Source organism: Natrinema sp. CRL1 (genome assembly GCF_059162405.1).
Genome location: NZ_JBLVOY010000002.1, coordinates 497698 through 512205 on the forward strand (window position 1 = coordinate 497698; position 14508 = coordinate 512205).

13 protein-coding genes and 1 tRNA gene are annotated in these 14508 nt (G+C 65.4%); 10 read left to right on the forward strand and 4 right to left on the reverse strand.

Translation table 11 applies throughout. The features are described 5' to 3' along the window. Nucleotides 1-139 precede the first annotated feature (139 nt). The 5 genes from ilvA to ACJYUO_RS08255 all read left to right on the forward strand — a co-directional run bounded on the left by ilvA (nucleotide 140) and on the right by ACJYUO_RS08255 (nucleotide 3625). Nucleotides 140-1351 (forward strand): threonine ammonia-lyase, encoded by a 1212-nt coding sequence (gene ilvA / locus ACJYUO_RS08235; RefSeq protein ID WP_494344909.1) that lies wholly within the window; start codon nucleotides 140-142, stop codon nucleotides 1349-1351. 178 nt (nucleotides 1352-1529) lie between these two features. Then, entirely contained in the window at nucleotides 1530-1919 is a 390-nt protein-coding gene (locus ACJYUO_RS08240) for a Rid family detoxifying hydrolase (RefSeq protein ID WP_494344910.1), read from the forward strand. Nucleotides 1920-1925: 6 nt separating this feature from the next. Beyond that, nucleotides 1926-2171: a DUF7981 family protein gene (locus ACJYUO_RS08245; RefSeq protein WP_494344911.1), complete on the forward strand. Its 246-nt coding sequence runs from the start codon at nucleotides 1926-1928 to the stop codon at nucleotides 2169-2171. A gap of 47 nt (nucleotides 2172-2218) precedes the next feature. Continuing rightward, a tRNA-Ser gene (locus ACJYUO_RS08250) sits at nucleotides 2219-2299 on the forward strand. Nucleotides 2300-2881: 582 nt separating this feature from the next. Then, entirely contained in the window at nucleotides 2882-3625 is a 744-nt protein-coding gene (locus ACJYUO_RS08255) for an SOS response-associated peptidase (protein WP_494344912.1), read from the forward strand. Between the two features lie 51 nt (nucleotides 3626-3676). Here ACJYUO_RS08255 and ACJYUO_RS08260 read toward each other — a convergent pair whose 3' ends face one another. Beyond that, complete coding sequence (locus tag ACJYUO_RS08260; protein WP_494344913.1) at nucleotides 3677-5311, reverse strand: ABC transporter permease; 1635 nt, start codon at nucleotides 5309-5311, stop codon at nucleotides 3677-3679. A gap of 231 nt (nucleotides 5312-5542) precedes the next feature. Between ACJYUO_RS08260 and ACJYUO_RS08265 the strand changes: the two genes are divergently transcribed. The 5 genes from ACJYUO_RS08265 (at nucleotide 5543) to ACJYUO_RS08285 (ending at nucleotide 9813) form a co-directional block, all read left to right on the forward strand. Then, nucleotides 5543-6088, forward strand: a complete 546-nt coding sequence (locus tag ACJYUO_RS08265; protein WP_494344914.1) for a gluconate 2-dehydrogenase subunit 3 family protein — start codon at nucleotides 5543-5545, stop codon at nucleotides 6086-6088. Further along, nucleotides 6085-7722 carry a GMC family oxidoreductase gene (locus tag ACJYUO_RS08270; RefSeq protein WP_494344915.1) on the forward strand — a complete coding sequence of 546 codons (1638 nt, stop codon included), beginning with the start codon at nucleotides 6085-6087 and terminating at the stop codon, nucleotides 7720-7722. The genes ACJYUO_RS08265 and ACJYUO_RS08270 overlap by 4 nt, the downstream gene beginning before the upstream one ends. 81 nt (nucleotides 7723-7803) lie before the next feature. Then, nucleotides 7804-7974 carry a hypothetical protein gene (locus tag ACJYUO_RS08275; protein ID WP_494344916.1) on the forward strand — a complete coding sequence of 57 codons (171 nt, stop codon included), beginning with the start codon at nucleotides 7804-7806 and terminating at the stop codon, nucleotides 7972-7974. Next, the gene (gene corA / locus ACJYUO_RS08280; protein WP_494344917.1) at nucleotides 7971-8957 is read left to right on the forward strand and encodes a magnesium/cobalt transporter CorA; all 987 of its coding nucleotides are present in this window, start codon (nucleotides 7971-7973) and stop codon (nucleotides 8955-8957) included. Before ACJYUO_RS08275 ends, corA begins: the two co-directional genes overlap by 4 nt. A gap of 97 nt (nucleotides 8958-9054) precedes the next feature. Next, on the forward strand, nucleotides 9055-9813 hold the full coding sequence (locus ACJYUO_RS08285; RefSeq protein ID WP_494344918.1) for a dolichyl-phosphate hexose transferase: 759 nt from the start codon (nucleotides 9055-9057) through the stop codon (nucleotides 9811-9813). Nucleotides 9814-9955: 142 nt separating this feature from the next. Here ACJYUO_RS08285 and ACJYUO_RS08290 read toward each other — a convergent pair whose 3' ends face one another. From ACJYUO_RS08290 to ACJYUO_RS08300, 3 genes are read right to left on the reverse strand one after another with little or no spacing between them, the layout of a single operon-like run. After that, a complete protein-coding gene (locus tag ACJYUO_RS08290; protein ID WP_494344919.1) occupies nucleotides 9956-12169 on the reverse strand; it encodes an ArnT family glycosyltransferase in 2214 nt (737 codons plus the stop codon). Between the two features lie 18 nt (nucleotides 12170-12187). Continuing rightward, the gene (locus tag ACJYUO_RS08295; protein ID WP_494344920.1) at nucleotides 12188-13312 is read right to left on the reverse strand and encodes an extracellular solute-binding protein; all 1125 of its coding nucleotides are present in this window, start codon (nucleotides 13310-13312) and stop codon (nucleotides 12188-12190) included. A gap of 25 nt (nucleotides 13313-13337) precedes the next feature. After that, nucleotides 13338-14504 (reverse strand): alpha-1 4-glucan-protein synthase, encoded by a 1167-nt coding sequence (locus ACJYUO_RS08300; protein ID WP_494344921.1) that lies wholly within the window; start codon nucleotides 14502-14504, stop codon nucleotides 13338-13340. Nucleotides 14505-14508 lie beyond the last annotated feature (4 nt).

Here is a 14508-nt window from a genome sequence, read left to right on the forward strand (position 1 = left end):
ACGCCGTGCATTCCCTGTATTCCCTGTCGTGCTGTCCAGGTTTGACAGCACATCGCTGTCGGAGACCGTGCGGGCCCGACGATAGGCTCTCCCGGCCTCCGACAGTAATCCTTACACCGCACGCCGAGTAGACGGTCGTATGCTGGAACTCGACGATATTCTCGAGGCGCGCGAGCGAGTCCGAGAGACGTCTCGGCACACGCCGCTCGAGCACTCGCATACCTATTCGGCGATGACCGGAGCCGACGTCCGCCTGAAACTGGAGACGTTCCAGCGGACGGGCGCGTTCAAGATCCGCGGGGCGACGAACCGGATCGCGACCCTCTCCGAGGCCCAGAAAGACGCCGGCGTCGTCACCGCGAGCGCGGGCAACCACGCGCAGGGCGTCGCACTTGCGGCCACGCGATCGGGCGTCGACTCGAAGATCGTCATGCCCGAGCACGCGCCGATCTCGAAGGTCAAAGCGACCAAGAGCTACGGCGCGGAGGTCGTCCTCTCCGGGCGGGACTACAACGAGGCCGCAGAACGCGCCCACGAGATCGAACGCGAGGAGGGTCGCACCTACGTCCACGCCTTCGACGACGAGTACGTCATGGCCGGCCAGGGCACGATCGGCCTCGAGATTTTGGAGGACTGTCCCGAGGTCGACACGGTCGTCGTCCCGATCGGCGGCGGCGGACTCATCAGCGGCATCGCGACCGCGATCAAGGAGCAAAAGCCCGACACGCGAGTGATCGGGGTTCAGGCCGACGGGGCCTCGAGCGCCGCGAAATCCCTCGAGAAAGGCGAGCGAATTTCGCTCGACGGCGTCGACACCATCGCGGACGGCATCGCCACCCGCAGCGTCGGCGAGCGGACGTTCCCCTACATTCAGGAGTACGTCGACGAGGTCGTCACCGTCTCCGACCCCGAAATCGCCGTCGCCCTGGTCTACCTGCTCGAGCGCTCGAAGACCCTCGTCGAGGGCGCGGGCGCGGTTCCCCTTGCCGCGGTTCTCTTCGAGAAATTCGACTACGACGAGGACGAGATTATCGTCCCCGCGCTCTGTGGCGGGAACATCGATCTGAACACGCTCACCAACGTCATCGTCCGCGGGCTCGTCGAAACTGGCCGCTACCTGAAGATCCGGACCGTGCTGAAGGACCGCCCCGGTGCGCTCGAGGACCTGCTGGACATCTTCACCGAACACCGGGCGAACATCTACGCGATCCACCACGATCGGACCTCCCGCGACGTGGAGATGAGCGACACGGAGGTCGAGATCGAACTCGAGATGCGCGGCCCCGACCACGTCGACGCCTTCCTCTCGGCGCTCCGCGACGCGGGGTACGAAGTCGACGTGCTCGCCTGAGGTCCGATTCGCCGGGTTCGGTGCTACCATCGATCGATTCGCGGCTCGAGTCGGCTGTCGTTCGAGTGGCCTGTGGCCCCGCCACCGCTGTGAGTCCGAAGTGGCTATTGATCGTCCGGCCGCCACAAATCGATCCGGATCTCGAGGCTTTAAGCGCGCCCGGATACCTCCTCGAGGTATGAAACGAATCATCGAAACCGACGACGCGCCCGCTGCGGTCGGCGCGTACAGTCAGGCCGCCGGAAACGACTCGCTGCTGTTTACCGCCGGACAGATCCCGATGACCGCCGAGGGCGACCTGCTCGACGACGAGCCAATCGCGAACCAGACCGAGCAGGCGCTGTACAACCTCGACGCCGTCCTCGACGAGGCCGGCGCGAGCTCCGAAGACATCCTCAAGGTGACCGTCTTCCTCGACGATATCGACGATTTCGACGCGATGAACGAGGCCTACGCCGACTACTTCGACGACCAGCCGCCGGCCCGTAGCGCCGTCGAGGTGTCCGCGCTGCCCAAGGGCGTCGGCGTCGAGATCGAAGCGATCGCGTCCCTCGAGGACGAGGCATAGACCGCCGTGAGCGGCTATCCGGCCGGGCGGATGGGGATCGATCCGCGGGCGAAATCCGCAGCTCTGTGGGGGCTGGTCGGCTTCCTGTCCGTTCTGGTGCTCGTCCAGAGCTACGCCCTGCTAGCGGCCCCGCTCCTGCCGATCACGGGCGCGCTGGGACTCGGTCTGGTCGTCGGGATCGTCGCGGGGAGCGGCGCGTACGTGCTCGAGCCGCGACTCGCCGCGTGGGCGGCCGATCGCCGGACGGAGTAAACGTATCTCGTAAGGGTTAAACGACGGACCCGGTTAGGATGACGTGAGCCAGGATGGCCGAACGGTAAGGCGCACGCCTGGAAAGCGTGTTCCCTTTGGGATTCAGGGTTCAAATCCCTGTCCTGGCGTATTCTGTCACTGTAAGTCAGTGAACGAATTCGCCGCGCCGTCACGGCGAATTCCTGTAACCGTTACAGTGACAGAATATTCTGTCGCGAACAACATCGTGAGCGACAGATACCCAACGACGGATTTGAATCAGGGAGGTCGCGCACAGCGAGTGGAACGAAGCGAGCACGTCCGACCGTGGTTCAAATCCCTGTCCTGGCGTTTTCACGATTTTGAAACCCGTTAGCGGCTGTTATCGATGCGTCTTTCGAGCGAGAGTGCGCCGACGAAAGGGTAGGGGTACGGATGGAGCGCGTTACTGCTCGAGTTCGACAGGGGAGTCGGTCGCGATCCAGCAGTCGGGGTCATCCGGATCTCTGAGTTCCAGCCGACCGCTCTGACACACCACCATTTCGTATCGGTCGTTCATGATGACCCCGCTCTCGACTCTACCGGGATCGGGTATCGTAACAGGGTCCGTACCGGTCGCTCGAGTCGGCGTAAGCGCCGCATACTGACGGTCGGATCGGTTCGTTTGGTCGGGTGCTCGAGCGGTGTCCGAAACGGAATACACCTTTAGCCCGGCGGCCCGAGGAACAGGTATGTGCGGCCGCTACACGCTCGTCGTCGAGCAAGAGGACCTCGAGTCGCGGTTCGATGCCCGGTTCCAGGAAGGCGAATTCTCCCCTCGCTACAACATGGCACCCGGACAGGAGCTGCCGGTGATCACGAACGAGGACCCCGACTCGTTCCGGCGACTCGAGTGGGGGTTAGTGCCGTCGTGGGCCGACGACGACAGCGGCGGGTTGATCAACGCGCGGGCGGAGTCCGTCGACGAGAAGCCGAGCTTTCGGGAGGCCTACGAGCGCAGGCGGTGTCTCGTTCCGGCTGACGGCTTCTACGAGTGGGTCGAAACCGACGGCGGTGAGGGAATCGGAGATTCGCGATCCTCGTCGGATCACCGATCCGACGGTGGAAAACAGCCCTATCGAGTCGGATTCGAGGACGACCGAGTGTTCGCCATGGCCGGCCTCTGGGAGCGCTGGGAGCCCGAGACGACCCAGACGGGCCTCGACGCTTTCGGGGGCGGTGTCGACGACGAGACCGGGGGCGGGCCGCTCGAGACCTTCACTATCGTGACGACCGAGCCGAACGACCTCGTCTCGGAACTGCACCACCGGATGGCGGTGATTCTCGAGCCCGACGCCGAGGAGCGCTGGCTCTCGGGCGACGCCGGCCGCGAGGTACTCGAGCCGCGGCCGGCAGACGGCATGGCGGCGTATCCGGTCTCGACGGCGGCCAACGACCCGTCGACGGACGAGCCGTCGCTGGTCGAGCCGCTCTGAGTGCGATCGCGAACGAGTGAGTGGTCGCCCGTCGTGACCGCTCGAGACGATTCAGAGCCCTTCGCGCCCGCCTTGCGTGAGGAGCACGAGCAGTGACAGTCCGGAGACGACGAGCAACAGCAGGGCGGGGATGACGGCGTACTGGAAGAACGCTTCGCCCTGTGCCTTCCAGATGATCGTGACGAGGGTCTCGAACCCGGTCGGCCGAAGGAGCAAGGTCGCCGGAAGCTCCTTCATCGTCGTCAGGAAGACCAGCGCGGCGCCGGCGGTCACGCCCGGGGCGATGAGTGGCAGTGTCACCTTCCGGAACGTGCGAAGCGGCGTCTCGCCCAGGGTGTGAGCGGCCTCGACCAGTTTCGTATCGACCTGCAGCGTCGTGGTCCGGATCGAGCCGACCGCCTGTGGCATGAATCGGACGACGTAGGCGAACACGAGCAACGGAATCGTCTGGTAGAGCGCCGGGAAGGCGGTCAGATTGTACGTCTGACGGATGGTCTCGTAGCTCGTCGCAACGGAGACGAGCGCCAGTCCGAGGACGATGCCCGGCACGGCAAAGCCGACGTAGGTCGCCCGCTCGAAGACCGTCGATACCCGCGAGTCGTGTCTGGCCGCGACGTACGCGACCGGCAGGGCGACGATCACGGCCACGAGCGCGGCCGCGCCGGCGACCATGACGGAGTTGACGGCGTACTCGAGTTCGAACGCCAGCGACGGCCGTGCGTCCGGATCGGCGGTCACGAGCCAGAGCCCGAGGATCCACAGCGGGACGAGCAGTGCGATTCCCGTTATGCCCGCGGGCAACAGCGTCGCCGGCCAGCGCCACCGACCGAGTTCGACGACGGGGCCGCTCGAGCCCTCGGAGCCGTCGCCCGAAACCGTCCGCTCGGGACGGGCCCACCACTCGAGGACGAGGACGACGAGGACGACCGCAAGCAACTGCAAGGAGAGGAAGGCCGCGTAGTCGCGGCCGAACGAGCGGTATTCGAGGAATATCTGCTGGGTGAAGACGGGCAGTTGCATGATCGCCGGTGTTCCGAAGTCGGAGACGGCGTACAGCGCTGCGAGCAGGCCCCCGGCGACGACGGCGGGTCGGACCTGCGGGAGCGTCACGCGGCGAAAGGCGGTCCACGTATCGTGGTTTAGGGTTCGGGCGGCGTCGAGGAGCGTCGTATCGAAGGAGAGCAGAGCGGCCCGTACCGTTAGGTAGACGTACGGATAGGTGTAGAGCGTGATGACGAGCGTCGCGCCCGGTAACCCGTAAATCTCGGGCAACTGCTGGATGCCCAGCGGCTCGAGGATGGACTGGAACTCGCCTTGCGGACCGAAGGCGGAGACGAAGGCGAACGCGCCGATGTAGCTCGGGATGACCAGCGGCAAGGCGACGACGACGGACCAGAACCGGCGGAAGGGCAGGTCCGTCTGGACGGTGAGCCACGCGAGCGGAACGCCGATCAGCGCCGATAGCACCGTGACGCCGGCCATGAGCAGGAGGCTGTTCGTCACGATGGTTGCCGTCTGCGGTCGGATGAGCATCGCCCAGAGACGAGCCGTGTCGACGGTCGTCGCCTCGAACAGGAGATACGTAAGCGGGAGCAGCATACTCGCGGCGATCGCGCCGGACAGGAGCACTAGTCCGAGCGGTGGGCCGTCGGTCGTTTCCCGTCGTCCTGAGCGGAGCGATTTCATCGGTATGTCCTCGAGTGTGCCACTGGGTGGTCGGCGTGACTGCTGTCTTGCGATAGTGGAGCGAGCATTACGGAATAATTGGCGATTCTACCCAACTGTCCTGACGCGCTCGGAGACGACGACCGGCCGTGCTCATCGTTGATCGGCAGGGTCTCCGCCGCGGCTACTTCGGCTATTACCCGATTTCTCGTTCCAATGGGTATAAGGTTTAGGTTTGCCTAATCCCTCGGTATGGAGCTGACAAGGCGAGACGCGGTCGCCGCACTGGCTGCGCTCGGCGGCGGGACGCTGGCGGGCTGTGCGGCCCCGACCGGATCGGGGCCCGACGGGTCCGACGACGATCCGGCGGCCGATATCGACGCGGAGCGGATTCGCCAGACGCTGGTCGCGGCTGCCGAGACCGTCTATCCCAGCGCGGTTACCGGGGTCGAACCGTTCGTCGAGACCTTTCTCGACGGCCGCCTCGAAACCCGATCGCACGCGGCGAAGCTGGACGCCGTGGTCGCGGAACTGAATGAGGTCGCTCGAGGCTGGTACGGCGAGGGCTTCCCGGCGCTGTCCCCGGACGACCGGGATCAGTGTCTGCGCGAGATCGGAGCGGACACCGCCGCGGCGGACCCCGGCGGGACGACGGCGGAGCGGACGCGGTACTACGTCGTCAACGAACTCCTGTTGGCGCTGTACACCTCGCCGACGGGCGGTGAATTGGTCGGCATCGAAAACCCGATCGGTCATCCGGGCGGGCTCGAGAGCTATCAACGGGGTCCGAGCGCGTGAGCGGGAGTCGCCCGCCCGCCGAATCGGCGCGGCCAGTCACCGACGGGGACGCCGACCGCACGCCGGTCGACGACGCCGATGTCTGCGTGATCGGTGCGGGGCCAGCAGGCGGAATCGTCGCGGATCGGCTCGCCGAGGCCGGCCACGAGGTCGTGGTTCTCGAGGCCGGGCCGCGGTTCGATCCGGGTGACAGGCTCGCCAGACAGGAACGGGCCCTCAGACCGTCGTACGACCGCCCCGACGTCTGGGACGGCGATCCGGAACGCGACGCCTACTCGGCGTCGGGCGACCGGCACTATCCGTTGAACCGCGCCCGCGTCAAGGGCGTCGGCGGCTCGACGCTGCACTGGCAGGGGATGGTGATGCGCCTCCACGAGGCCGATTTCAACTCCCGGAGCGTCCGCGGGGTCGGTGTGGACTGGCCGATCGACTATGCGGACCTCCGCCCGTACTACGCCGAGGCGGAGCGAGAATTGGGGGTCGCCGGTGCCGCCGACAACCCGTTTGCGCCACCCCGCGAGGACCCCCATCCGATGCCGGCGTTTCCGCCCTCCTACAGCGACGGTCTGTTTGCCGAGGCCTGCGACGAACTCGAGATCGCGATGCACTCCGTACCCAACGCGCGTAACTCCGAGGGCTACGACGGTCGCAGCGCCTGCGTCGGCTACGGGACCTGCCGGCCGGTCTGTCCCTCCGGCGCGAAGTACGACGCGACCGTCCACGTCGAGCGCGCCGAGGGCAAGGGTGCGACCGTGATCGATCGCGCGCCGGTCCAGCGCCTCGAGCACGACGCGGAGTCGATTTCGGCGGCCGTCTACGCGACGCCCGACGACGAGCGCCACCGGCAAGCGGCCGACGCGTTCGTCGTCGCCTGCGGCGGCGTCGAGACGCCCCGCTTGCTGCTCCTCTCGGAGTCGAGTCAGTACCCCGACGGACTGGCGAACTCGAGCGGCCGCGTCGGGCAGTTCTTCATGGAACACAGCTTCGCCGGGACCTTCGGCGTCCTCGACGAACCGACTCGGCAGAACCACGTCGGGTTCCTGACCAGCGAGTCTCACCAGTTCTACGACGACGCCGACGCGGAGTACGCTCCGTTCAAACTCGAGTTCTTCAACTTCGCCGGCCCCTCGCCGGTCGGCATGGCGCTGACCGGCGACGACTGGGGCGACGACTTACTCGATCGGATTCGAGGCGACTACGGGACCCACATCGCGATGGGGGCACTGATCGAACAGCTCCCGCGCGAGGACAGCTACGTCGGCCTCGACCCCGATCGGACCGACGACCGCGGTAATCCCGTCCCCGACGTTCACTGGACCGTCGGCGACCGAGCACGACGGACGATGGAGCGAGCGAACGAGATCCAGCGGGACATTTTCGAGGAGCTGGGTGCCGAGATCAGGTGGCAGGACGGTCCCGAAAACACCGTTCCGACCAATCATCACATGGGAACGACTCGTATGGGGAACGACCCTGCCGAGAGCGTCGTCGGCCCCGACCTGCGAACGCACGACCTCGAGAACTGCTGGATCGCCTCGAGCAGCGTCTTTCCGACCGGCGGGGCGATGAACCCGACGCTGACGATCGCGGCACTGGCATTGAAAGCCGCGGATCATGTGATTGAGGCTGTGTAACGGGCGGAAATAGACTCCAACCCGGGATCCGGATGCGGTTTGGCACCAACCTTCTTTTAAGCTGAATCAGATTGGACAGCTATGAATCGGACGACACTTGCGGGGGCCGGGTTGTTCATCCTCGGACTCGTCGGGTACGCCGTCGGAGTTTACGTCGCGTATTCCGGTCGAGCATTTTCCCTGACGGCGATCATGGTTGGGATCACACTCGTCGTGATCTCGCGAAGGCCGGACGCGGAGGGAGAGGCATGACCCTCCGCGCGATGGTGTACTCGGATGATGGCGTAGAGCGATACGACGATCTGGGAGCCGCGATCGCTGCGCCGGGGGAAACGTGGGTCCACGCCGCCGAAGTCGAACCGGACGAGATGGAGGTGCTCGACGATCGGTTCGGTATTCACCAGTTGGCGGTCGAAGACATCCAGTCCGAGCAGACGCGGCCCAAGACCTCCGAGTACGAGACGCACACGTTCGTTCTCCTGAAGACCGTGCGCCTCAGCCAGCGCGACGAGGTAGCGCTGCACAAAGAGATACAGACGGACTCCGTCGGGTTTTTCATCGGCGACGAGTGGCTCGTGACGATGTCCACGGCCGATATCGACGTCGTCGACCAGTCGGCCCCGCAATGGGCGAGAAACGACCGTCGGTTCGTGGATCGGGGGACGGATTTCCTCGCGTACCGACTGGTCGATACCATCGTCGACGACTATTTCGATGTCCTCGACGAGATCGAAACCGACATCGAAGCGGTCGAAGAGCGCGTTCTCGACGAACCGGATTCGGGGATACTCGAAGAGTTGAACGACGTTCGACGCGACCTTCTCGCCTTCCGGAAGGTCGCCTGGCCGGCCAGAGAGGCGATCTTGTCGCTCTCTCGGGGCGATGTCCCGGGGGTCGCCGAAGAAAACGAGAAGTACTTCCGAAACGTCTCTGACCACCTCGTCCAGGTCGTCGACCTCATCGAGACGTACCGCGACCTCACCAGCGGCTCGCGCGATATCTATCTCAACGCCGTTTCACAGTCCACCAACGACGTGATGAAGACGCTGACGGTCGTCGCGACCATCTTCATTCCCCTGACCTTCGTCGCCGGCGTCTACGGGATGAACTTCGCGGAGGCGCCGTTCGCCATGCCCGAACTCTACTGGACGCACGGCTATCCGGCGACGATGCTCGGGATGGCGCTCGTCTCGATGTTGATGCTCGTCTATTTCCGTCGCCAGAACTGGATCTGAGTCCATCGTCCTCGAGACGGGGACGTCAATGGTAGGTGTGTCGTCGCGTTTTAGGCAAACCTAAAAGCATAAATACGGTGCGCAGAGAGTACCGTCAATGAGTAGTGAGGAGCAGCCTGCAGCGCCCGCCGATCCAGACGTGCAGTACACCTTCGACGACTGCAGTGTCGTTATGGGAACCTACAACGAAGAAGAAGCGATCGGAAAAGTGCTCTCGGACATCGAGGACGTCACCGACGGGAAAGCGGAGGTCGTCTGCGTCGACGGCTCCTCGGATCGCACCCCCGAGATCGCCCGCGAGCACGGCGCGACGGTCATCGAACAGCAACCCCAGGGGTACGGCGTCGCCGTCCGCGCCGCGATCCTCGAGCCCGACCGCCCGATCGTCGTCACGACCGACTGCGACGACACCTACCCGATGGAGCAACTGCCGGAGTTTCTCGCCCTGATCAATCGAGGCCACGACGTCGTCAGCGGCGATCGGCTCTACCACGGTGCCGACGCGATGCCGGGGTTCAATCGCTTCGGCAATCAGGTCTTCGCGGCGGTGGCGAGTGTCCTGATGGGCACTCGTGTCCACGACACGACCACCGGCATGCGAGCCTACCGCCGCGATGTCGTCGAGTCGATCGAGTGGACGGAAAACACCGGCCTCTCGGCCGAGCTCCTGATCCGCCCGCTGATGCGCGGCTACGACGTGCGCGAGCATCCCATCGAATACCGCGAGCGCGCCGGCCAGACGAAACTCGATCCGCTGCAAGGCGGTCTCGAGATCGCGCGCTCGATCGTCAAAGTCTCGCTCGAGGAGCGCCTCCGAGAGCTGCCACACCGGCCGTCGGAGTCACGAGACGACTAACAGGGCCTGTCGTATCGATTTGCCGGAAACCGCGGGACAGTTCGCGGTTACTCCGGAACTGGCTTACAGCAGTTCGTCTGAAAATGGAGAGCCGGCGACCCGTTTCACTTCTCTATCGATTCCGCCGATCGCCGTCGGACGGTCACTCTCGAGACGCCGCTGCGGGCTCGAGTCGCGTGTCGAACTGCTCCCACCGGCTGTGGGTCTCCGGCCGGTCGGGGAGGTAGGTCCCCTCGGTACCGCAGTCGGTGGCGAGCCGACAGCCGCGTCGCTCCGGCGGCCAGATCGCCTCGACGCCGCCCTCGGTCACCCGGACGGTCGTCTCCTGCCGATAGGTGTACGTCGCCCCCTCCGGTTGGACCTGCGTGATCGTCAGTACGATTTCGTCGGTCCCGTCGAAGGACACGCTCTCGGTCGGCGATTCGGTCAGCCGAACGGTCCCGCGGCGGTCGGTCGCGTTTACGTCCGCGTCGCTTCCGTTTGCGCCGTCGCGCTCGAGGGACCACCCGACGGCGAGTTCGCTGTCGGGATCGGCGACGGTGTAGTCGGCGACCTCGCCGTCGTTCTCGAGACGGACTCGAACCCGGTCCACTCGATCGGCGATTCCGACGGTGGTGGTTCCCTCGAGCCGGTCGCCGGAGCGGATCGAAAGCGGCTCGATCTGGGCGATGATCTCGTCGTCGGGTGTGGCCGTCCACTCGCCCTGATAGCTGTACCGGTAGTGGCTCCGATTCGGGTAGGCGTCGAGGACGGCGAAATCGCGGTCCGGGGCCCCCTCGAGCGCGTAGACCACCTCCCCGTCTAAGCCGCCGTCGTTTCGGAGCGCCTGGAAGGGATGGTTCTGCCACTGACCGTAGGGTGCCGGCAGGAAGACCAGCGCGTTCTCGAGATCGCGCTCTTCGACTGGCTCGTAGGCTGACTCGAAGCGCTCGGTGTGGACGGCGTTGCGCTCGACCGGGGCTGAGAGGAGAGCGGCGTTCGCCGCGCCGCCGACGAGGGCGCTCGCGAGCAGAGCGGCGAGGACGATGGCTCGAGCCGTCCGCGGCGAGGCGACGGTCGCGATCCGGCTTCGGACCGTGGCGTCGCGACAGCGCCGAGCGCCGACGACGACGCCGAACCCGGCGAAGATCGAGAGCGGGACGAGCAGGTCGAAGTGATAGAACGGCCCGAACTTCGAGAGGAGTCCGGTGGTCGGGTCGGCCAGTCCGGCGTGGACGTTGTAGTTGCCCCAGAACGCAAAGTTCCCGAGCGTGACGGAGACGAAGAGCCCGGCCAGCAGCAGGCCCGCGGTTCGGTCGCTCTCCCAGTCGCCCCGCTCGGCGGAGACGGGGACGGGGAGCCATCGCCACAGCGCGAGGGCCAGTCCACCCAGCGCGGCGGCCGTTCCGAGCAGCCCAGCGGTGAACCAGCGGGTAACGAAATACCAGAGAGCGGCGGCGTTCGCCTCGAGCGCGACGGTCGGCGTGTACTCGAGCGAGTGATCGAGGAGTTCGCGGTGGCCAAAGCCGGGGCCGTCGAGCGGGGAGAACGCGGCGTAGGGAAACGTGAGCGGAGAGCCCGTGACGCGAGCGTTATACGCCAGCGTCAGCCCGACGAGTGCCAGTCCGACCCCGGCGGTAGCGGTGTTCCGTCGAACGGGGTCCGGAAGCGGCCTGAATCCTCGTTTCCACCATCGGTCCCGAACCGAGCGTATCACCGACCAGCCCGCGTGACAGATAAACGGCGCGGCGAACAGGACGGCCGTGTACGGCCGCGCGAAAAAGGCAAGTCCGATCGCCCCACCGGCCAGGACCGCGTTGCGAAGTCGTCCCCCGCGGACGCCGCGGAGATACCACACCGCAAAGAGGAGGTTCAATAGCGTCGTCGGCGCGTACGGAAGGAACACCGACGACGTCAGTAACGTCATGGGGGCAGCGGCGAAAACGGCCGCGGCGACGACGCCGACCCATCGGTCGAAGATCATCGACCCGAGGGCATAGACCAGCGCGGTGTTGCCCACCGCGACGGCGACGAGCGTCACTCGCGGCTCGCCGAACAGCGCCATCGAGACGGCGTACATCGCGGGGATGACCGGCGAGTACTTCGAGTAGAGTCGGCCGCCGTCCTGTACGAAAAACCACGGTCGGAACGCATCGGCGAGTTCGCCGGCCCGCAGCGTGAGCTGTCCCTCGAGTAACAGCGCCGCCTGCAGGAGGTACACTCCCTCGTCGTCGTTGCTCGAGTGGTAGGGAAAGAGCTCCGTCGCGAGCGTCCAGACTGCCACGGCGGCGAGACAGACGACGACGAATGCGGCCAGATGGACACGGCGGACCCGGTCGGGGCCGGTCGGAAATCGGGAGCGTGGATCGCTGAGCACGGGAAAGGCGGTGACCGCTTAGACGTTGATGCCGTCGATACTGCGCATGAGATCCAGCGTCGGCTGGAGGTCGGACAGCTCCGACGGGTCGAGATCGGGGACGTTCAGTTCGTTGGTCGGCGGCAGTTCGCCGACGGGTTCGCCCTCCGCGATCAGCGGATATTCGAACGTCTCCACCGCGAAGTACTCCTGGACTTCGGCCGAGAGCAGATGGCGGACGAAGGTCTCCGCCAGATCGGGAACGTCCGTGTTCTCGATAACGGTCGCTCCCGCGACGTCGAACGTCGCACCGGCGTCGCCGTCGGTGAACACCGTCTCGATCGGCGCGTCCGGTGATCCGTCGAGGACGCGCTGGATGTAGTAGTGGTTTGTAAAGCCCGCGTCGATCTCGCCGTCCGCGACGGCCTGACAGACCGCCAGCTCGTCACTGTACGCGGTAATGCCGTTGTCGACGACGGCTTGAAGCCACTCGCGAGTCGTCTCCTCGCCCTCGAGCAGACGCATCGCGGTGACGAACGACTGGCAAGAACCGTAGGTAGGTGCCCAGCCGAGGTCCCCATCGAAGTCGGTGTAGTCGGCGATGCTCGTGGGCATTTCGCTCTCGGAGAACGCCTCGCTGTTGTACGGGATCGTTCGAACGCGGCCGGAGGTCCCGACCCATTGGTCGGTCCGGAACTCCTGGGGGACCATCTCGAGGACGTCGTCCGAGAGGGTCCGTGCCAGTCCCTCGTTTGCGACTTCGCCGAGCGCGGCGGAGTCGACCGTAAAGAAGATATCGGCGTCTGTCCCCGATCCCTCCTCGGCGATCTGGTTCGCGAGATCCGACGAGTTGTTGTATCGAGGGCCGACGACCTCGAAGTCGTCGTACTCGTCCTCGAGACTGCTAATGAGCGTGCCGACGAGGAACTCGTTTCGCCCGGAGTAGATATGCAGTTCGCCCTCGAGGTCCGGGAGGTCCGCCATCGGCGTCCCGCCGGGCTGGCCGCGGCCTGAACGTCCCGACCCGATCTGGTTGAAGACGTTCTCCTCCTCTTCCTCTTCGCCTCCTATCAGCCCTGCACACCCGGCGAGGCCGGCCATACCGAGCCCGGCCGACCCGGTGATAAACGTCCGTCGGTCCGTGAAATCGCGTTGCTCCGTCATGTGTTTTAGGCCTACCTAAATATACTTATAGGCGTCGGTTCCCCGCGACGGGCGCCGTCCGCTCGAGGGCCGACAGACAGTCGAGCCAGTCACGCATGTGCTCGCCGACGTAGTTGAAGAACGCACCGTTGTTGTACTCCTCCCAGTCACCGTCGGCGAGTTCGTCGGCCATCGCCTCGAAGACCGCGGCGTAGGAGTCGGCGTCGCTGCCGGTTTCGTCAATCACGCGCCAGAGGTGTTCGTTGAGCTCCAGCCCCGGAACCTCGTTGTTCAGGTCGTCGAAGGTGCTTCGCGGGGCCTTGTTGTGCTCGCAGAGGGGGGCGCCGTTGTAGATCCGCTTGCCCAGCACGTCGCAGGCCCGTTTGAGAAAGACGCCCGACCAGATGTCGTCGAACCGGCCGACCGCCCACTCGTTGTCGTCCATCGGGAGTTGGTAAAACGCGGGGATGACCTCCCGGCGGAACGCGAGGTTCATCGAGCAGACGGTGAGGTAGTTGCCCCGCGCGGCGACGAAATCGTCGTCGAAGTCGTCGCTCGAGGTCCGGGTCTGGGCCTGGCCCTCGAGGTCGCCGTCCATCAGAATGCGGACGGCATCGAGGTCGGGGACGTTGGTCCACAGTCCCTGTGAGGCCACGACCTCGCCGCCGGTGATCTCGGTCGTCCCGGTCTCGACCGTCTCGCCCATCGCCGAGTAGGGGTAGCCACGCGGATAGAGGCCGTGTTCCTCGGCGTTCTGGTAGAGGACGTTGACCCACTGTTCGTCCGAGGAGACGGTCTCGATCTCGCCCTCGTAGGCGATATTCTCCATGTGCGTTCCGAAGAAGTCCTGATCGTCGTGAGGGAGCGTATCGTCGTCGATGAAAAAGCCGTAGTCGAACTCGTCGTGGGCCCACATGTAGAGGAGACCGAAGCTCGTCTCGGCGTGGCTCGCCGCCGGGACGACGTGGCCGTACTCGGCGACGTCGTGGTCGGCGTACCACTCCTCGCGGCGGCTACCGTCGAAGACCTCTCCCGAGACGCCCTCCTCGGCGAGCATCGCTTCCATCTCGTCGGTCTCACAGAAATCCTCGGTGACGAGGACGACGTGCAGCCGCGAGAGGTCGAAGCCGTGGTCGCGAGCGTTCTCGAAGTACGAGCGCAGACACTCGTATTCCCGGATCGTCGGCACGACGACACAGATATCCTGACTCATTGCA